At 40.3% G+C, this 19125-nt stretch carries 22 protein-coding genes and 1 riboswitch; of the genes, 13 read left to right on the top strand and 9 right to left on the bottom strand.

What is annotated here, in order from left to right; genetic code table 11:
* Positions 1-123 precede the first annotated feature (123 nt).
* From AHA02nite_RS00785 to AHA02nite_RS00815, 7 genes are all read left to right on the top strand, one after another.
* Complete coding sequence (locus AHA02nite_RS00785; RefSeq protein WP_246118791.1) at positions 124-1377, top strand: MFS transporter; 1254 nt, start codon at positions 124-126, stop codon at positions 1375-1377.
* A gap of 69 nt (positions 1378-1446) precedes the next feature.
* Positions 1447-2259, top strand: coding sequence for a bifunctional hydroxymethylpyrimidine kinase/phosphomethylpyrimidine kinase (gene thiD / locus AHA02nite_RS00790; protein WP_146813422.1), 813 nt, complete (start codon positions 1447-1449; stop codon positions 2257-2259).
* A gap of 237 nt (positions 2260-2496) precedes the next feature.
* Positions 2497-3132 (top strand): class I SAM-dependent DNA methyltransferase, encoded by a 636-nt coding sequence (locus AHA02nite_RS00795; protein WP_146813424.1) that lies wholly within the window; start codon positions 2497-2499, stop codon positions 3130-3132.
* 56 nt (positions 3133-3188) lie between these two features.
* The gene (locus tag AHA02nite_RS00800) at positions 3189-3662 is read left to right on the top strand and encodes an S-ribosylhomocysteine lyase (protein WP_146813426.1); all 474 of its coding nucleotides are present in this window, start codon (positions 3189-3191) and stop codon (positions 3660-3662) included.
* Position 3663: 1 nt separating this feature from the next.
* A complete protein-coding gene (locus AHA02nite_RS00805; RefSeq protein WP_146813428.1) occupies positions 3664-4590 on the top strand; it encodes a PLP-dependent cysteine synthase family protein in 927 nt (308 codons plus the stop codon).
* The gene (locus AHA02nite_RS00810) at positions 4590-5723 is read left to right on the top strand and encodes a bifunctional cystathionine gamma-lyase/homocysteine desulfhydrase (RefSeq protein ID WP_146813430.1); all 1134 of its coding nucleotides are present in this window, start codon (positions 4590-4592) and stop codon (positions 5721-5723) included. Before AHA02nite_RS00805 ends, AHA02nite_RS00810 begins: the two co-directional genes overlap by 1 nt.
* 109 nt (positions 5724-5832) lie before the next feature.
* A complete protein-coding gene (locus AHA02nite_RS00815; protein ID WP_146813431.1) occupies positions 5833-6447 on the top strand; it encodes a spore coat protein in 615 nt (204 codons plus the stop codon).
* 210 nt (positions 6448-6657) lie between these two features.
* Here the strand turns inward: AHA02nite_RS00815 and AHA02nite_RS00820 are convergent, their stop codons facing one another.
* Complete coding sequence (locus AHA02nite_RS00820) at positions 6658-7455, bottom strand: ion transporter (protein ID WP_146813433.1); 798 nt, start codon at positions 7453-7455, stop codon at positions 6658-6660.
* A 179-nt stretch (positions 7456-7634) separates the two neighbouring features.
* Positions 7635-7731: riboswitch (guanidine-I (ykkC/yxkD leader) on the top strand.
* A 52-nt stretch (positions 7732-7783) separates the two neighbouring features.
* Here AHA02nite_RS00820 and AHA02nite_RS00825 point away from each other — a divergent pair.
* Genes AHA02nite_RS00825 through AHA02nite_RS00835 form a run of 3 tightly spaced genes read left to right on the top strand, consistent with a single transcriptional unit; the run spans position 7784 to position 9663 of the window.
* Positions 7784-8113 carry a DMT family transporter gene (locus AHA02nite_RS00825; protein ID WP_146813435.1) on the top strand — a complete coding sequence of 110 codons (330 nt, stop codon included), beginning with the start codon at positions 7784-7786 and terminating at the stop codon, positions 8111-8113.
* Positions 8113-8427 (top strand): DMT family transporter, encoded by a 315-nt coding sequence (locus AHA02nite_RS00830; RefSeq protein ID WP_146813437.1) that lies wholly within the window; start codon positions 8113-8115, stop codon positions 8425-8427. Before AHA02nite_RS00825 ends, AHA02nite_RS00830 begins: the two co-directional genes overlap by 1 nt.
* An 18-nt stretch (positions 8428-8445) precedes the next feature.
* Complete coding sequence (locus tag AHA02nite_RS00835) at positions 8446-9663, top strand: MDR family MFS transporter (protein WP_146813439.1); 1218 nt, start codon at positions 8446-8448, stop codon at positions 9661-9663.
* A gap of 225 nt (positions 9664-9888) precedes the next feature.
* Here AHA02nite_RS00835 and AHA02nite_RS00840 read toward each other — a convergent pair whose 3' ends face one another.
* The 3 genes from AHA02nite_RS00840 to AHA02nite_RS00850 form a co-directional block, all read right to left on the bottom strand.
* Positions 9889-10539 carry a queuosine precursor transporter gene (locus AHA02nite_RS00840; protein WP_146813441.1) on the bottom strand — a complete coding sequence of 217 codons (651 nt, stop codon included), beginning with the start codon at positions 10537-10539 and terminating at the stop codon, positions 9889-9891.
* A complete protein-coding gene (gene queF, locus AHA02nite_RS00845; protein ID WP_146813443.1) occupies positions 10529-10936 on the bottom strand; it encodes a preQ(1) synthase in 408 nt (135 codons plus the stop codon). Before queF ends, AHA02nite_RS00840 begins: the two co-directional genes overlap by 11 nt.
* Positions 10937-11079: 143 nt before the next feature.
* Positions 11080-12396 carry a M20 family metallo-hydrolase gene (locus AHA02nite_RS00850; protein WP_146813445.1) on the bottom strand — a complete coding sequence of 439 codons (1317 nt, stop codon included), beginning with the start codon at positions 12394-12396 and terminating at the stop codon, positions 11080-11082.
* A gap of 169 nt (positions 12397-12565) precedes the next feature.
* On the opposite strand from AHA02nite_RS00850, the gene AHA02nite_RS00855 reads away from it, so the two are divergent.
* Positions 12566-13402 carry a putative RNA methyltransferase gene (locus AHA02nite_RS00855; protein WP_146813447.1) on the top strand — a complete coding sequence of 279 codons (837 nt, stop codon included), beginning with the start codon at positions 12566-12568 and terminating at the stop codon, positions 13400-13402.
* Between the two features lie 27 nt (positions 13403-13429).
* Here the strand turns inward: AHA02nite_RS00855 and AHA02nite_RS00860 are convergent, their stop codons facing one another.
* Positions 13430-13810 carry a hypothetical protein gene (locus tag AHA02nite_RS00860; RefSeq protein WP_146813449.1) on the bottom strand — a complete coding sequence of 127 codons (381 nt, stop codon included), beginning with the start codon at positions 13808-13810 and terminating at the stop codon, positions 13430-13432.
* 137 nt (positions 13811-13947) lie between these two features.
* Between AHA02nite_RS00860 and AHA02nite_RS00865 the strand changes: the two genes are divergently transcribed.
* A complete protein-coding gene (locus AHA02nite_RS00865) occupies positions 13948-14415 on the top strand; it encodes an ASCH domain-containing protein (protein ID WP_146813451.1) in 468 nt (155 codons plus the stop codon).
* A 101-nt stretch (positions 14416-14516) separates the two neighbouring features.
* On the top strand, positions 14517-14942 hold the full coding sequence (locus tag AHA02nite_RS00870; protein WP_218025395.1) for a hypothetical protein: 426 nt from the start codon (positions 14517-14519) through the stop codon (positions 14940-14942).
* Here AHA02nite_RS00870 and AHA02nite_RS00875 read toward each other — a convergent pair.
* From AHA02nite_RS00875 to AHA02nite_RS00890, 4 genes are read right to left on the bottom strand one after another with little or no spacing between them, the layout of a single operon-like run.
* Complete coding sequence (locus AHA02nite_RS00875; protein WP_146813455.1) at positions 14939-15853, bottom strand: type II secretion system F family protein; 915 nt, start codon at positions 15851-15853, stop codon at positions 14939-14941. The genes AHA02nite_RS00870 and AHA02nite_RS00875 overlap by 4 nt on opposite strands.
* A gap of 3 nt (positions 15854-15856) precedes the next feature.
* Positions 15857-16831 carry a type II secretion system F family protein gene (locus tag AHA02nite_RS00880; RefSeq protein ID WP_246118792.1) on the bottom strand — a complete coding sequence of 325 codons (975 nt, stop codon included), beginning with the start codon at positions 16829-16831 and terminating at the stop codon, positions 15857-15859.
* Complete coding sequence (locus tag AHA02nite_RS00885; protein WP_146813457.1) at positions 16828-18297, bottom strand: CpaF family protein; 1470 nt, start codon at positions 18295-18297, stop codon at positions 16828-16830. Before AHA02nite_RS00885 ends, AHA02nite_RS00880 begins: the two co-directional genes overlap by 4 nt.
* Before the next feature lie 15 nt (positions 18298-18312).
* Positions 18313-19125 carry an AAA family ATPase gene (locus tag AHA02nite_RS00890; RefSeq protein ID WP_146813459.1) on the bottom strand — a complete coding sequence of 271 codons (813 nt, stop codon included), beginning with the start codon at positions 19123-19125 and terminating at the stop codon, positions 18313-18315.

Genomic DNA, 19125 nt, shown 5'->3' on the forward strand with positions numbered 1-19125 from the left:
TAAGCTTGTCCTCCCTTCTCACCCACCGCTTGAAAGCCATTAACTCGACAGTGCTAAAATTATTTGTTATATTTAGACTGCCGAAATAATCGTAATACGAAATATTAGAAAGAAGGGTACGATTTGGACCACGAACGACTCGCAAAACGCAACTTGGCAATCATGTGGTTTGCCAACTTTTTTATAGCTGGTAGCATGACGATGGTAATGCCATTTTTGTCGCTTTATATTGAAACATTTGGAGACTTTTCAAAAGAATATGTGACAACATGGGCAGGCTGGACGTTTGCTATTACATTTGTAACAGCTATTATTTTCTCACCTATTTGGGGACGAATTGGTGACCGTTTCGGACGAAAACCGATTCTAGTCGCAATGGGATTTGGACTAGCAATTAGTGTTTTCACGATGGGGTATGTCAATTCAGTTATTCAACTTTTCATTTTACGACTCCTGATGGGGATTTTCGCCGGTTTCATATCAACTTCACAAGCACTCATATCTACCCAGACACCTAAGAAAATATCAGGCCGTATACTCGGAACTTTACAAACAGGTACTGTAACCGGAACATTAATGGGACCACTATTAGGTGGTGTTTTAGCTGACTGGATTGGTTTTGCTGAAGCGTTTCAATACACAGCGGTTGCTCTATTTATCGCAGCAGTCCTTGTTTCCATTGGTGTTAAAGAAGTTAGATTGCCTGCAGAAAAAGATGATAAAGAATATTACTCTAAAAAAGAAGTGATTCAACATATCGTACGCCACCCGATGTTATTAATGGTATTAATCATCTCGATGTTCGTACAAATTGCTCACTTCTCGATCCAACCGATCTTAGCTTTATATGTCGCCGAATTAAACGGACCAGCGAACTTAGCCTTAATATCTGGAATCGCCTTTTCCATCACTGGGTTAGGAAACTTGCTAATGACTCGGCGTTGGGGAATTATTGCTGATAAAGTCGGCTATGACAAAATTTTAATACTGCTCGTTATATTAGCAGCGATCGTCTACTTCCCTGGTGGTATGGTTACGGAAGTATGGCAACTCGTTATTTTACGTTTCTTACTTGGTGTTACATTAGGTGGGATTATTCCAATTAGAATGGCTTACATTCGTCAAAATGCACCGATTGCTATTCAAGGTGAAGTTTTAGGTTACAATACAAGCTTAAGGTTTTTAGGTAACGTCATTGGCCCTGTAATGGGAGGTATTGTCGCTGGTTATTATGGCATAGGTTCTGTTTTCTATGTTACAAGCGCCCTTTTATTAGCTTCAGGGATCGCCTTACTTATTACTAAATGGAAAGAAACAGAATCAACTAAAATAGACAAAAGTGTAATTAGTAAAGACCCTGCTAATACATCGAATTAATAGATTGGCAAATGACTAAAATAACGTTAAAATGCTTATGGAAAGAAATACGAAAGTGAGGTCTCACCGATGAAAAAAGTTTTTGTACTAGCTGGTTCAGATACGAGCGGTGGCGCTGGTATTCAAGCTGACTTGAAGACTTATCAAGAATTAGGCGTTTACGGAATGACAGCTTTAACAACAATTGTTGCTCAAAACCCTACCAACAGTTGGGCTCACGATGTTTATCCTATGGAGATTAACACGGTAAAAGCACAAGTTTCAACTATTCTGGATGGTATTGGCGTGGATATTATGAAAACAGGCATGTTGCCAACGACAGAAATTATTCAACTTGCCGCTGACACGATTGAAAAGTATAACTTAGATGCTGTTGTTGACCCTGTTTTAGCTTGTAAAGGCCAAGATGAACCTTTATATCCTGAAAATGCGAAAGCTTTACGCGAACTTCTCGTTCCGAAAGCACTTATTACAACACCTAACTTATTTGAAGCAGGTCAGCTAGCTGAAATGGAGAACATTACAACAGTTGATGAAATGAAAGAAGCTGCTAAGCGAATTTACGACTTAGGTGCAAAAAATGTCATCGTTAAAGGTGGCTCTGAAGTCGAAGGTAATAAGGCGATTGACGTGTTTTATAACGGTGGTGACATGATCACAATCGAAAATGACGTCATCGATACACCTTATAATCACGGCGCTGGCTGTACATTCGCATCAGCTGTCACAGCATCGATTGTAAAAGGTCAATCACCTGAAGAGGCTGTACGATTTGCAAAGCAATTCATTACGAATGCGATCGAACAATCTTGGAAATTGAATGAATATGTTGGTCCGGTTAACCAATTTGCTAACCGTGATGCAACAACATTACAGCGATAAGCGTGTTATAGGCTCTTATTTTCTCCACCTCGTCCGTTTGACCCTATTTTCCGCGAGAGAGGAAATATTCCCACACGAAGACTATATAATTGCAGCAAGAAAGTCCATTTCATATGGGCTTTCTTTTTTTGTGTACAAATAGGCTCTCACTTTTTGCCTTTCAAACATAAGCTATGGTATAATCTTTTTAATCCCTACTAAACAGGTAGGTTAAATAAACAATAAGAGGTGGACGACATGGGTCGTGAGTTTATGCATATATTTGATGAGTGGGCAGATTCATATGAAACGACCGTACAAGGTAGAGATGAGCAATATAAAGCTGTCTTCGAACATTACGACGACATTCTTGAAGAAGTCGCTAAAAGAACAAACGGCATAACAATAGAATTCGGCATTGGCACTGGCAATCTAACAGAAAAAGTTTTACAAAAAGGCGTTGAATTAGTTGCTGTAGAACCGAATAAAAGTATGCGTCTCGTTGCTGAAAAACGGTTCCCCTACCTCACCATTCACGATGGTGACTTTTTAAGTTTCCCAAAGCTAGGGAAGGTGGATTCAATTATTAGCTCTTATGCTTTTCATCACTTAACAGACGAGGAAAAAAAGCGAGCATTTGAGCTTTATTATTCGCTATTAAGTGAGTCTGGCGAGATCGTTTTCGCTGATACGATGTTTGTTAATGAGCAAGCGCATGAAGAAATGATTACTACGGCAAAGGCGAAGCAGTTTTTTGACCTTGCTGAAGACTTAAACCGAGAATATTATACGACAGTACCTAACATGAAAAAGATTCTTCACGAAACAGGTTATCAAGTTCAGTTCGAAAAGCTTAATGATTTCGTTTGGTTAACGCATGCTAAAAAGAGCTAATTGCGTTATCATATAAATAAATAGAATATTCAGTACTTTTTAGGAGGAGTTTTATTATGACGGAAAAAATGAACGTTGAAAGTTTTAATTTAGACCATACGAAAGTAAGAGCGCCATATGTACGTCTAGTTGGCATTACAGAAGGGAAAAACGGGGACAAAATTCATAAGTATGACATTCGCTTTAAACAACCGAATAAAGCGCATATGGAAATGGATGCTCTACACTCAATCGAACACTTAATGGCAGAGAAAAGCCGTAATCATTTAGACAATGTTATTGATATTGGGCCAATGGGGTGCCAAACAGGATTTTACTTAGCCGTTTTAAACCATGATGACTACGATGAAATTTTAAAGGCGTTAGAAAAAACGTTCCAAGATGTGTTAGAGGCTGATGAAGTGCCTGCTTGTAATGAAGTCCAGTGCGGTTGGGCTGCAAACCATAGTTTAGAAGGTGCTAAACAGCTTGCACAAGAGATTTTAGACCGTAAAGACGAATGGAAAGATGTGTTTGGAGAGGAAGCCTAATATGAATTACGTCAGTCGCGTGCAAGACTTAGTCGGGAACACGCCTTTAATTGAATTAACAAACGTTCACATTCCGAATCAATGCCGGCTATTTGCGAAATTAGAATTTATGAACCCTGGCGGTAGTGTGAAAGACCGTCTAGGGTTAGAGCTTTTAGACGATGCTTTAAATCGTCGTGTACTGAAGCCTGGCGGGACGATTATTGAGCCTACTGCTGGAAACACTGGGATCGGCCTAGCACTAGCTGCAATTAACGAAGGATTTAATGTCATCTTTGTCGTTCCGCAAAAATTCAGCCTAGAGAAGCAAACGTTAATGCGAGCACTAGGCGCAACCGTTATTAATACACCAACTGAATTAGGAATGAAAGGCGCGATTGAAAAGGCTGATGAGTTAGTTGCTGAGACAGATGACGCTTTCTCCCCTGCTCAATTCGCCAATCCAGCGAATCCAAATACGTATTACAAAACGTTAGGTCCAGAGCTTTACCGTGACCTTGATGGGCGAATTGACGTGTTTGTAGCCGGAGCTGGTACGGGTGGTACTTTTCAAGGAACAGCAAAATACTTAAAAGAACAAAACGAGTCGATTAAAACCGTGATTGTTGAACCAGAAGGATCGATTTTAAATGGTGGTGAACCAGGACCTCATGCGACAGAAGGAATCGGTATGGAATTTATCCCCGATTATATGGAAGAACGTCTTTTTGATGCTGTTCATACGATTACAGATGAGGTCGCTTTTAATCGCATGAAAGAGATCGCTATTAAAGAAGGACTGCTCGTGGCAAGCTCTTCTGGCGCTGCTTTTCAAGCGGCCATTCAAGAAGCTGAGGTGGCTGAAGAAGGAAGCCATATTGTCACTGTATTTCCTGACAGTAGCGAACGATACTTAAGTCAAAATATTTATGAAGGATGGGAATCATAATGCGTAAAAAAACACAGCTCATTCATGGTGGCATTTTCGGTGACAAAGAAACGGGTGCTGTTTCTACACCGATCTACCAAGTGAGCACATATCAACAAGAAGCACCTGGACAGCATTCCGGGTATGAATATTCACGTACAGGTAACCCGACACGTCACGCTTTAGAAGAACTCATCAAAGATATTGAAGGCGGCACACGTGGTTTTGCCTTTGGGTCAGGAATGGCTGCGATTACGTCAACAATGATGCTTTTAAATAGTGGCGATCACGTTATTTTTACTGATGACGTCTACGGCGGTACGTATCGTGTTATGACAAACGTGATGAACCGATTAGGGATCGATTCAACGTTTGTAGATACGAGTGATCTAAGTCAAATTGAAGGTGCGATGCAAGATAATACGAAAGCTATTTTTATCGAAACACCAACTAATCCACTACTTAAAGTGACTGATTTAGAAGTTGTTTCTGATTTCGCTAAAGAACGTGGACTTCTAACAATCGTTGATAACACGTTTACAACACCGTATTTCCAAAATCCAATTAAACACGGAGCAGACATCGTACTTCATAGTGCAACGAAATATTTAGGTGGGCATAGTGATGTTGTTGCTGGCTTAGTTGTCGTGAATGATGATCAGCTTGGCGAAGATTTACACTACATTCAAAACTCTTCAGGTGCCATTTTAGGGCCACATGATTCATGGTTACTGATGCGCGGAATTAAAACGTTAGGCATTCGCATGGAAGAGCATGAAGTGAATACTCAAGCGGTAATCGAATTCTTAAAAGACCATCCGATTGTTGAAAAGATTTATTACCCTGGCTTAGAGGATCATTCAGGCTATGAAGTTGCGCAGAAGCAATGCACAGGCTTTGGTGCGATGCTTTCTTTTGATGTTGGGTCAGAAGAAAAAGCAAATGAACTGTTAAGCAAAGTGCGCTACTTTACTTTAGCCGAAAGCTTAGGCGCTGTTGAAAGCTTAATTTCAGTGCCAGCTAAAATGACTCACGCGTCAATTCCTCGTGAGCGTCGTCTTGAACTTGGTATTACTGACGGGTTGATTCGTGTTTCTGTAGGTATTGAGGATAAAGAAGACTTAATTGATGATTTAAAAAATGCATTAGGATAATGCTGATTGGCTCCACTTTTTGGTGGGGTCTTTTTTGTTTCAATTGTGCATAAACAAGCTTAAATAATCCAACCTAAAACTGTAGAACAGACTACAAGGAGGATTTTTTATGCAACAGCAACAAAACCCAAACAGCCAAATGAAACAATCTGAATCATTACCAAAAGATAAAAGCCATGGTGCACATGCTATTTTTGACGCACATGAAGCAATCTCAACTGTAATTGGTGCGATGGAGCACTATAAAATGTATGAAACAAATATTCAATGTCAGCAATTACAAGGGATTTTAACGAACCAATATAACTATTTAAGCCAAACGTATAACACGATGGTTGATGCGTATCAATCTGGTCAAAAACCAACGCAACCGACAACGTTATACAATATGGAAATCTCAAATGATGTCACGTATGGTATGCAACCGAGCCAACCGAAACAACCAGAGCAAAATCCTCAGCAATTAAATGATCAATGTTATTCAAGCTTCATGCTAGGTCATTTAAAAGCTTGTGCTACAGGGGCAACAACAGCCGCTTTAGAGGCAACAAACCCTGTTATGCGTCGTGTTCTACAAGATAGCGTAGCCAACTTTTCTGAGATGGCTTACGAAATCTTCTTATATCAAAACGATAAGAGCTATTACCAAGTACCGCAATTCGACGATCAAACGATGACTCAGCTATTAAATAGCTACGCACCAATGACTCAACAACAGCACTAACCATTAGGCGAACGCTTGATTATTCAGGCGTTCGCTTAAATTTTTAAAATTTCGCCGGATTATGCGGGCGTTTCGCCGGAAAAATGAGATTTTCGCCGGATTATTGAAAATTTCGCCGGAAAAATTTAAAAATCGCCAATAATCCATATTTTTCCACTCACTAACCATAAAGAAAACCGCCAGATCGGAGTGTCCAACCTGGCGATTGCCTTATTTTTCTTTAACGGCATCTTTCAAATCTTTAATTTCTTGCCTTAGTAAATACACTTCTTCTTGAAGATCATCGCCTTCAGGAAGTTCATCATTTTCCATCTTTTCAATCTTTTCAAAGTTATTGACGATTACACCGACGAATAAGTTCAGTACGATGAAAACGCCTGATAAGATGAACGTGACGAAATAAATCCACGACCACCAGAACTCTTCTTGGATCGGTCGCATAATATTACTCGCCCATGATTCGAGCGTAATAATCTGGAATAAGCTTAATAATGTTAATTGTAAATTGCCAAAATACTCTGGTGCGACATCTCTAAATAAGAATGTCCCCATAACACTAAAGACGTAAAACATAATACTCAATAAAATTAAGATTGTCCCAAGTGATGGTAGTGTCATAATTAGCGCGTTTACGATTTTCTTAAGTGATGGAATCATCGAAATCGTACGGAATACACGTATGACACGTAAAATACGTAGCACGGTTACAAACGGTGATCCCATAAAAATAAAGCTACTTGCTACAATTAAAAAGTCAAAAACGTTCCAACCATCTTTAAAGAAGTTGGTCGTTGGCCTAGCTGCTATTAACTTTATAACAATTTCTAACGCAAAAATCGTTAAAATAATTGTATCTATTCGTAAAAACCAGTTACCGTAAGTATCATATAAACCACGGTAACTTTCCAAACCGACGATGATCGCATTAAGGACAATCAACGTTATAATGGTCGGTTGAAAGGCTCTATGCTCAACAATTTGCGAACTCCACTGACGCAGTTGATTCATGTCTGCTCCCCCATTTTTCTCTCTAAATCTTACACCCTATAAATTCTATCATAAATTAAAAGCAAATGGGGACTACACACACTGAACTGTTTTGTTCATATAAAAAACCTTTCTACATGGCAAATAAGTTACACTCGTGTTAAAATATGAACTGAACAATTATTAATTAAAACCACACACCTTTAGTTTTCTAGGGTTCCGCGACTACTGTCGGTCAGGTCCGAGAGAAAACACACAGCAAGTGCTGTGACACGGAGGGACAAAAGCCCGGGAGATGTTCATTCATCTTCTGGGCTTTTTTCTTGGTTTAATATAGGAGGTTCCCAACATGAATTCTCATTGGTATAAAGTTTTTCTTGGTGCTTTTTTTGAAGTGTTTTGGGTAGTTGGTTTAAGTCATGCCTATAATTGGATCACGTGGACAGGAACAGTCGTCGCGATCTTCTTAAGCTTTTTCTTCTTAGTGTTAGCAGCGCAAAAATTACCCGTAGGAACGGTTTATGCGGTGTTTGCAGGTCTTGGAACTTCTGGAACGGTCGTTGTCGACATCGTCTTCTTCAACGAACCATTCATGATTCTCAAAGTCGTATTAATTTCGCTTCTTTTACTCGGAATTATCGGGCTTAAGTATGTAACAGAAGAAGGAAGTGATGCTTAATGTATTGGACAGCTTTGTTAGTAGCAGGATTGTTCGAAATGCTCGGTGTTTTAGGAATTAACTTTATTAACAAATATAAAAATTGGAAGTCTATTGCGTTTATGATTATTATGTTTTCGATTAGCTTTGTATTGCTTTCTTATTCCATGAATGAAATTACGATGAGTGTCGCTTATGCAATCTGGACTGGAATAGGTGCTGCAGGAAGTGCGATTATGGGGATCATCTTTTTCAAAGAACCTGCCACAAGACTTCGAATATTGTTTATTTTTTGCATTATCTCGGCTACAATTGGATTGAAGTTAATTACTTAAGAAGGTGGCACAATCACAATGCCTAAACAAATTTGGCTACTTATTTTAGCAATGGCGATTAATGTCACGGCCGCTTCATTTCTATGGCCGTTAAATATGATTTATATGCACTATGAATTAGGGACAACTTTAGCGTTTGCAGGTGTCATTTTATTTTTAAACCAAGGGGCTGCCATTATTGGTAACTTAGTTGGTGGCACGCTGTTTGATAAGCTTGGTGGTTATCGAACGATTCTTTTAGGTGGAGCTGTTACCATCGTCTCAGCGATCACGCTATCGATGTTCCATTCGCTTATTCCTTATGCTATATTACTTGTTTGTATCGGGTTCGGAACAGGCGTTGTCGTCCCAGCGATGTATGCTTTAGCAGCTTCTGTCTGGCCAGAAGGTGGTCGTCGCCCGTTTAACGCGATTTACGTCGCTCAAAATATCGGTGTCGCTGTCGGTACAGCAACTGGCGGACTTGTCGCATCGTATTCGTTCTCATATGCCTTTTTATCTAATGCGATTTTGTTCTCGGCCTTTTACTTCCTCGTCTTCTTCACGTTTAAACCGTTAGGGAAAAAGACCGACACGAGTAAATATTCAACTGTGGCCAGCCAAGGATTCAAAATTCATAATAGAAAGTCGTTTGTTGCTTTAATTATTTTAAGTATCGGCTTTTTCATCGCTTGGGTTGCTTACGTGCAGTGGCAATCGACAATCGCGACTTATACGATCGATCTCGGCATTCCCGTCGATCAATATACGTGGATTTGGGTTATTAACGGCTTACTCATTATTAGCGGTCAGCCTTTAATTAAAATCGTGACAAAATATATTACATCGCCGAAAGTGCAAATTTTACTCGGAAATACGATTTTTATTATTTCGTTTTCATATTTGCTTCAAGCTGAAACGTTTTTAGACTTTGCTACAGGAATGGTCATCTTAACACTCGGTGAAATGCTCGTCTGGCCAGCAGTTCCAACTATTGCAGCCAGTCTTGCCCCTAAAGGACGAGAAGGGTTTTATCAAGGGATCATTAATAGCGTTGGAACTGGTGGACGAATGGTCGGGCCGTTGTTCGGTGGGTTGATTGCCGACCACTTCCCGATGGTGACTTTATTCGGTCTATTAATTATTCTATTAATCGTTCCCTACGCTTCAATCTTTGTCTTAGGTAAGTTGCAAAGGCGGATTGAGGACGAACAGGAGCAATACGACGAAGAACTAAAAGAAGCTAGCGGAAATTAACATTTTCTTAACCAAATATTCACAGTCCATTCACAGACATTTTTAGTAGTAAGTAGTATGATTAAATTGTAAGCAAGAGATTGCTTGTGTGAACCTTCCCTTAAATATTGAATATAGAACGTCCCTAACCGTCTAACTAACCCCCTAGTTAGGCGGTTTTTCGTTCGACTTCGGTAAAAATCCGCTCTGATTCTAACCCCTAAAAAAACAGCCTACCTAGTAGTACTAGGCAGACTGTTGATGTTCTTCTTGTTGTGCTTGCTCTCGTCTGTGTTTTCGCGTAAATAAATAGAATAACGGTGTATCGATTACAGCAATAGCTAGCTTAATAACATATTGGCTTACAATCATCATCCAAATGTTCGGGACTGTACCAATGAACGCAATCGTAATAAAGATCGACGTATCAAAAAACTGTGATGTCGCTGTACTTAAGTTGTTTCTTAACCACTTAAATCGATTTCTAGTTATCTTTTTAATCGTTGCGAAAATATAGACGTCAACAAACTGTGACGTTAAATACGCCGCTGCTGATGCTAATACGAAACGGGCATTTTGACCAAGCAATTCTTCGTATGCTGCTTGTGATTCTTGTGCAAACGGGGCAACTGGTAACAGATACCCTAAATAAATCATAATACTTGCGAAAATTTGTGCAGCAAAACCGAATAGAATCGTTTGTTTAGCCTGTTTCTTACCATACTCTTCGTGTACGATGTCGGTAATTAGGAACGTAACAGCATAGACAACTACCGCAGCAGGTACAACGAAGTTATCACTAAATGCGACTAACTTTCCAGCTAATACGTTAGCAATAACGAGTGACGTCGCAAAAATAACATTTAAAAATATGAGCTTCTGTTCTTTACTCGTCACGGTTACGCACAGCTTTCGTTGTTAGTTCAATACCACCACGCGCTGACTGGTAGACTGTTACTTCAACGTTTAACGGATCAATCGCATAAACGAAGTCATCAGCAATTTGCGCTGCTAACGATTCACAGTAAGCACCTTCGTCACGATAAGACCATAAATAGAACTTAAGCGACTTTGACTCAATACACTTTTCGTTTGGTGTATATGTGATCTCAACTTGACCGAAGTCAGGTTGGCCAGTCTTTGGACATACTGCTGTAAACTCTAACGCCTTGAATGTAATTGTTTGTACATTCGGCGCTTCGAAAGCTTCATCTTTGAGGATTTCACGGCCCTCTTTAACACTATCAGGTCTCGGCATTGGGCCTGACCTTGGTAAATAATAATTCTCTGACATATTCATCATCTCTCCTTAGTTTTGATTAAGCAGGATTTCGCGAACTGCTATTCTATTATAGTTTGCACAAGTATTAATTTTAACAGATTAAGAGACTTTCGTTAACACTTATCATTTTACAAAATAATGAAGAATCCAACCACTTACGACTCTTCCCCAATCTTTTCAACAAACCGTTTCAGTACATGGATGGTTTGCACACAGTCATTTAGAGAAGACCATTCTTTCGGATTGTGACTGACACCGTCTAAACTTTGTGTAAACAACATCGCCATAGGAACGTATCTCCCTAATATCATCGCATCATGACCTGCTCCACTCGGTAAGTAAAACGGGTCTAAACCGAGCGCTTCTTCCACTGCTTCCCCAGCCTGCTTCTGCATTTTTTCTGGTACTTGAACAGGTGAGACATTCATACTCTCTTCTACTTCAACAACTGTGCCATGTTGTTCACTTACAGTTTGTGCATACTCTTTCACTCGTCTAGTAATTTCACTTTTCCATTCTTCTTTAATGTCTCGAATATCTACAGTTAACGTCACTTCACCAGGAATGACATTCACACCATTAGGCTCGACTTCTAGCTTTCCGACTGTTGCAACACCTGAGTCACTCACTTGCACTGGGAAGTCTTTCACATTCGTGACAAATTCACTCGCTGCAACTAACGCATCCGTACGGTCATTCATCGGCGTATTTCCTGCATGACCAGCTACACCTTTAAATGTTACTTTAAGCCACGTTGGACCGGCAATTCCAGTTACAACGCCAACTGGTTGGTTTCGCTTCTCTAGTTGTTTTCCTTGTTCAATATGCACTTCGACAAACGCCTTAACTTGAGATAGATCGCGTTTAGCTTCTATAAAGCCTTCTGGCGTTAAACCAACATTAGCTAACACGTCTTCAAATGGTTTGCCGTTAAAATCTACGCGTCTTTTTTCTTCTTCAAGGTTTAACTCACCTACTACAGATTGACTACCTAAAAGCCCACCATTAAACCGCGCACCTTCCTCATCAGTGAACACAACGACTTCAAAAGGAATGCTAGGCTTTTCATCTGTGTTTTTCCACGCTGATGCGACTTCTAATGCGCTTATGACACCTAGTGGTCCGTCAAAATGGCCACCGTGCATGACACTATCTAAATGGGAACCTGACATAACTGCTGGCCCGGCGACTAGCCCTTCTACGCGACCAAACACATTCCCAGCCCCATCAACTGTTACGGCTAGGCCGTCTTCTTCCATCCACTGTTTCACAAGTTCCTTCGCTCGCTTTTCCTCTTGTGAAAAGGAAATACGTCGACAACCTCCCTCTTCTGTCATACCAAGCTCTGCTATAGCAGTTAAACGCTTCGCTACACGCTCTCCATCAATTCCAGAATGATTATTGTTAACATCATAATCTTTCATTAATCGGTCATAAAACACTTGTACTTGTTGCGTGATTTGCTCTGCCATTTTCAATCCTCCCGACCGTGACTAAAGACTTTAACACGGTAATTCGTTTAATTAACATTATATAGGTTCACATACTATTTCTAAAGACTAAATAATATGACAATCATAAGTGACTTTTACACTTTTTCACGTTATTCTATTGGCAGTAAGTTTAATTGGAGTGAAACAATTGAAGAAGTTAAGTAAAAAAGAGCTTGCGACACACCGGCTCGAACAGCAGATCGACCTCTTTCAATGCCCAATCTGCCATGAGAAGATGGCAACCGGCGACGGAAAACTCACTTGTCCAAATCGACATATGTTCGACTTGGCTAAACAAGGTTATATCAATATGGTCCAGCAGTCAAAGAAGACGCAATACGACCAATCACTTTTTGAAGCACGCCAACGGTTAATTCAATCAGGTTTTTACAGAGAGCTAATTTTAGCAATTGAATCATTACTGCAAAGTAGAGACACTGAATTTTTATTAGATGCTGGATGTGGAGAAGGCTCCCATTTAGCCCAAATACTACGTGGGGTTGAACATCAACTCGGTGTTGGAATAGACATTGCCAAAGAAGGCATTCAAACAGCTGCCAAAGCTTATGAGAGTGGCCAGTGGATTGTCAGCGATTTAGCTAATACACCGTTTACCGACAATGCATTCGATGTCATTCTGAACATTTTATCACCATCAAACTATCAAGAATTCACCCGTATAATGAAAGACGATGGGATCGTTATGAAAGTCGTTCCTGGTCCGGAGTATTTAAAAGAATTACGTGAGCAAATTTTTGCAGGTACTAACCAAGAAGGATATTCAAATGAAGAGACCGTTGCACGTTTCAAGCAATTTTTCGATATAACAGACCGTGAGAAAGTGTATCATGAAGTGACATTAACAGAAGATCAATTCCATGACTTAATTCAAATGACACCACTTACACAAGATGTGGAATTAGGTCAGCTTAAGTTTGTTGAGTCGATTACGTTAGATTTAGAGATTTTGATTGGGGAAAAGTAAGGCCTGTCTTAGCAACAGGCCTATTCATTAATCCACTTTTCGAAACGTTACAAGGACAAATAAGAAGAAGCTAATGAGTAAGATCGTTCCACCGGCAATAAAAAATATAGTGACGAACAAATCTGGCAGCGGAAATGGGCGAACGTAATAAAGCCACATCCCGATCGTTAAGCCAAAAGCACCGATAATACCTGTCCAAACATGAGATGTCGTTAAGAGTGATGGAGATGGATCATATACTTTGTAAAAGATTGCCCACGCAAATAACGTTAACCAACCGACGAGTAAAATGTGTGCGTGAACCGTCTGGAATTCATATCCCCCTGAACCAGCCATGTGCGATCCGATAAACGCACCAACAGCCGCAAAGATCGCAGACAACCTTAATAATGTTTTACTATAGTTCAATGTTTCTCCTCCTTTTAAGATCGCATTTATAAAAATCATTAAGAAAAGTTAAACTTTAATCAAAATACTGTTAATATACTAAATTCATGCTATGCTAATAATTAACGTATCATACATGAACACTCGGAGGTATTAAAATGAATGAAGATTTAGTGAAAAACTTTTGGCATAAATTTGTTCAAGAGAACCCACAACTAGCAGACGAAAATACACCCTACACTAGTTGGGCATTTGGCTCAAATGAAGAACAAGCACGTGAGCTGTTAGACTTAGTCAAGTCAGGCGACAAAACAGCAACTTGCTCATTATATAGAATGTACGAAGTCGAAGATGCACCACTACCTACAGAAGGTGAATTTAACGTCATTACAGACTGGAGCGGTAATCCAGAAGCTGTCACACGTACAACAGATTTAGATATCATTCCTTTCCTAGCTGTACCAGAAGACTTTGCTGAAAAAGAAGGTGAAGGCGACAAAAGCTACGAATACTGGCACGACGCTCACGTTGAATTCTTTACTGAAGAGTTAAAAAGCATTAACGAAGAATTTGAAGACGACTTACCAGTTGTTTGCGAACAGTTTGAACTACTATATAAAGAGTAAAATTATACCCCTTAGCTAATGTGAGCTGAGGGGGTTTGTTTTGTTGCTTTCGTTGTGGGGAGGCGTGGGCAGGGAATGATTTGGCGTTCGTGGGGTGTTATTTGGCGCTCGTGAAATTTATTTGGCATTCGTGTGATCTTTTCTGGCGCTCACAGATTTTATTTGGCATTCGCATCAACTTTTCTGGCGCTCACAGATTTTATTTGGCGTTCGTGTCACCTTTTTTGGCGCTCACGGAATTATTTTGGCGCTCGCGTCACCTTTTTTGGCGCTCATGGAATTATTTTGGCGCTCGCGTCACCTTTTTTGGCGCTCGAGGACATTATTTGGCGTTCAAAACTCATTTCAGCTCTGACAATTTATCAGCGGTCACGAAAGTTTATCAGCGCTCGGCCATTTTTATCAGCGCTCGCACACCTTTTATCAGCGTTCAGAAAAATTTATCAGCGTTCACGCATTTTTATCAGCGCTCAACCCCATTTTATCAGCGTTCGAGCCATTTTATCAGCGCTCACGCCGCAGCTTAAAACACTTCCAATATCTGAATAACAGCTGGGCCTAACAACACGATAAAGATCGTTGGGAAAATGAAAAGGACGAGTGGGAACATCATTTTGATTGGGGCTTTCATCGCCGCTTCTTCCGCTCGTTGCTTTCGTCTTTGTCTTACTTCTTCTGACTGGACGCGGAGGATCTGTACCATGCCGACACCGAGTTGTTCGGCTTGGATGACGCTTCCGACTAGTAATTTAATATCATCCGCTTCAAGTCGGTCCCGCACGCCAGCTAAAGCTTCTTTTCGCGTTTTGCCTAGTTTCAACTCTTCTAAACAGCGGCGAAATTCGTTGGCTAATACACCTTCTTGTTTTGAAATCACTTTACTTAAAGCCGAGTCAAAGCCTAAGCCTGCTTCCATGCTAACAGCTAATAAATCAATAAAGTCCGGCAATTCTTTTATCGCTCGATCACTTCGGACGGCTGTTTTCCACTTCAAATAGGCATAAGGTAAATAAACTGCAAATACTAAAGCCAATATGATCATAAACAAGCTTCGACCGAATGATACGTTACCAACGATTGATAGTCCAATAGCGAGCAGTGGAAACAAGGCGACTAGGATGAGTTGGACGAGACGATACTCAAAAGGAGACATGCCAAATGGACTGCCCGCTCGGAGTAGCTTCAATTCCATCTCTTCTTCTTTCGCACTTGATATATTACGTCTAAAACTTTTACGAAACTGTTTTAACTTCGGAGCGAGAAGGCGTTGGTATAAAGATGGAGCTTTTTCTTTCGCTGTTTTTTCGCCTTCTTCTTGTGCACCTTCGTCAATGACCCAGGCGCGGCGTCGGCTGTACTTCTCTTTTCGTTCCTTACTGTACAGGACTACGCCTAAGGTAAATAAAGTCATCGTTAATACAAATAATAGAACCTCCATCTACTACACCTCAATTGACGTAATTCGCCGAACTAATAGAAACCCGATTGTCGCAGAAATTGCTGCTAATATTAATAAAATGACACCGATCGGCTCAATAAACATAACCGTCATATAATCTGGGTTCACGACATAAAGCATGCCCATCAAAATGACAGGTAATAAGCCAACGACAAGGCCAGACATGCGACCTTGTGCTGTTAAGGTTTGAATTTGGCCTTGAATTTTTACACGTTCGCGGATTGTAAAGACGATCTGTTCAAGCACGACAGCTAAATTACCGCCGACTTGTCGTTGAATGACAATGGCTTGAATCATTAAGTCTAAATCATCACTCGGAACACGTTCTTTTAACCGATTCAAGCTTTCTTCTAAAGACGTACCGTATTGCATTTCTCGCAACATCAACTCTAGCTCATCTTTAACCGGGTAAGGCGATTCATTACGGACGTTTTGTAACGCCTGTGGAAAACTAAAACCTGCCTTAAGTGCGCTAACAATAGATGAGATCATCTCGGCTAAATGGTCATTAAACTGTTTGATTCGCTTTTTCTTTTTATACGATACAACCACTTTTGGTATATTACGCCCGACAACCAAACCAATAATGAGGAAGAGGACGTGATTAAAAATGAGATAAGCAATACCACCCGTTAACAAAATGGAGATCCACTTAAACATAATGAACTCTTCTGGTTTAAGTGGGATTCCCGCCTGGTGCAAATCCATTGCTAACTTAGCACCTTTATCTTTTTTCTTTAAACTTTTACGAATTCTCTCTTTCGTTAAGCGGAATTCAACTAGCACTTTCCGCTGTTTTTCGCGCTCACCTTTGTTCGTACTCTCTTCTTCTTCAAACAAGTATTGGTTAACGCGTTTTTTCATTTGGTCATTTCTTAAAAGCACTTTTGAAAACAACGCCATAATAAGTAACGTAACAGTTAAAAAGAAAGAGCCGAATAAAAGCGCATCGATCATACGCCCCACTCCTCTTGCTCAACAAAAACATTAGCAGGGATTTTAATTCCAGAACGTTCAAGTTGTTCATAAAACTTCGGTCGTACTCCAGTTGGAGCTAAATGACCGATGATTTTTCCTTGTTCATCGACACCATCTTGTTTAAATTCAAAAATATCTTGTAAAACGATGACATCGCCTTCCATGCCTTGCACTTCAGTGATCTTTTCAATCCGGCGAGTACCATCTTTAAAACGTGATTGCTGAACAATGACATCAATCGCTCCTGAAATTTGGTCACGAATCGCTTTGATCGGCAGCTCAACTCCCGCTAACAACACCATCGTCTCAAGACGTGATAACATATCACGCGGACTGTTGGAGTGACCGGTTGCAAGTGAACCGTCATGACCAGTATTCATCGCTTGAAGCATGTCTAGCGCCTCAGCTCCACGCACCTCACCAATGACAATACGGTCCGGTCGCATACGTAGCGAGTTACGAACGAGGTCACGAATTGTAATGGCTCCCTTTCCTTCAATGTTCGGCGGGCGTGATTCAAGTGATATGATATGGTCTTGCCCTAGTTGCAATTCAGCTGCATCTTCAATCGTTACAATTCGTTCATCATTTGGAATAAAATTCGATAACACGTTTAATGTCGTTGTTTTACCTGAACCTGTACCACCACTAACAAACATGTTTAAACGAGCCTTAACACACGCATCAATAAACGTCGCCATCTCCCGCGTTAACGTCCCGAAGTTAATTAAATCTTCTATTGTAAATGGATCAGCCGCAAATTTACGAATGGTTATCGTCGGTCCATTTAAAGCAAGTGGAGGAATGATCGCATTAACACGTGATCCATCTGGAAGTCGCGCATCGACCATTGGGCTCGTCTCATCAATACGTCTTCCAATCGGTGCGACGATCTTTTCAATTACGTGTAAAACGTGGTCATCATCACGGAACTTAATGTCAGTAAGTTCAAGCTTACCATTACGCTCGCAATAAACTTGATTTGGCCCATTAACCATTACTTCACTAACTGATTCATCATGTAATAGTGGATTAATCGGCCCGAAGCCTGTTAAGTCGTTTAACAGCTCTTCAATCGCTTTTTTTCGGTCAACATTGCGATACGCGTCATACTCTTGAATCGCTTCGATTGTAATTTCTTCGACGATCGATTTTAAGTCTTCTAACTCTTCATCACCTTTTACTTCCTTTAAAATTTCACGGTGGATGTAGTTTTTAAATTCTTGATGTTGCTTCTGCTTCTCAGGGTTTTCACCTTGTGTTGTAACGACTTGTTTCGCCTTCGTTTTAGCTGGTGCTTCTGTAACAGCTAGTTGTTCTTCATATACTTCTTCAATTGAAGGTTCTTGCTCTTTCACGGCTACATCACTTTGAAGCTCCCGTTCTTGTTTAGGTGGCTGCTCGTTATTCTGTTGTTTTTGCTGCAAGCGTTCGAGTAAACTCAACTTTTGACACCTCCTTTATGACTTTGAAAAGACTTTCGATAATAGTGAGCCTTTTTTCTTTTCACTTTTCGTCCTGTCAGTTACCGTTAAACTTTGTGCTAATTTAAAAATACTCTTCGACACGTCCGTCTTACTATGACTGACCGCAACAGGCACACCTAAATTCAATGATTGAGCTGCAACCTTAAAGTTATTTGGAATGTAATAGGCTGAATCGACCTTTAACATATCTGGCACTTCATCCGCCTTAATAAGACTTTCCATGTTGTGCCTATTAATAATAAGTTCAGTTCTTTCCGTTAAGCCTAATTGACCAACTGTCTCGAGTAACTTCTTCGTATGACGTAAAGAAGCGACTTCTAACGTGGACACTGTTAAAATCCGATCCGCATTTTCAATGAGATCGACCATTTGTCCTGTTAAACCTTGACCAGCATCGACGATTATATAGTCATACTGTTCTTTTAATAACGACAGAAACCTTTCAATTACTTCGGTTGTAACTAACTCGGCATACTGCGGTTGTTCAGGCGCTAACAGAAGATCGACACCTGACTGATGTTTCGTTATGTAATTACCAATATTATAAGAATCTAGTTGGTCTACTTCTTCTGCAAGGTCTTTAACTGTTAAAGGAGACTTCACATCAAATGCTAGACCAATATCACCGAATTGAAAGTCACCATCAACGACACATACTTTGACGTTTTTCTTATTTAAAGCAACGGCTAAATTCACCGCGATCAATGTCTTGCCAATTCCACCTTTAGCACTACAAACTGATATTACTTCCCCTTGACTATGTTGTTCTTCCGTTTCGTGCGCCAT

It is taken from the genome of Alkalibacillus haloalkaliphilus (assembly GCF_007991275.1).
Taxonomy (GTDB): Bacteria; Bacillota; Bacilli; order Bacillales; family Alkalibacillaceae; genus Alkalibacillus; species Alkalibacillus haloalkaliphilus.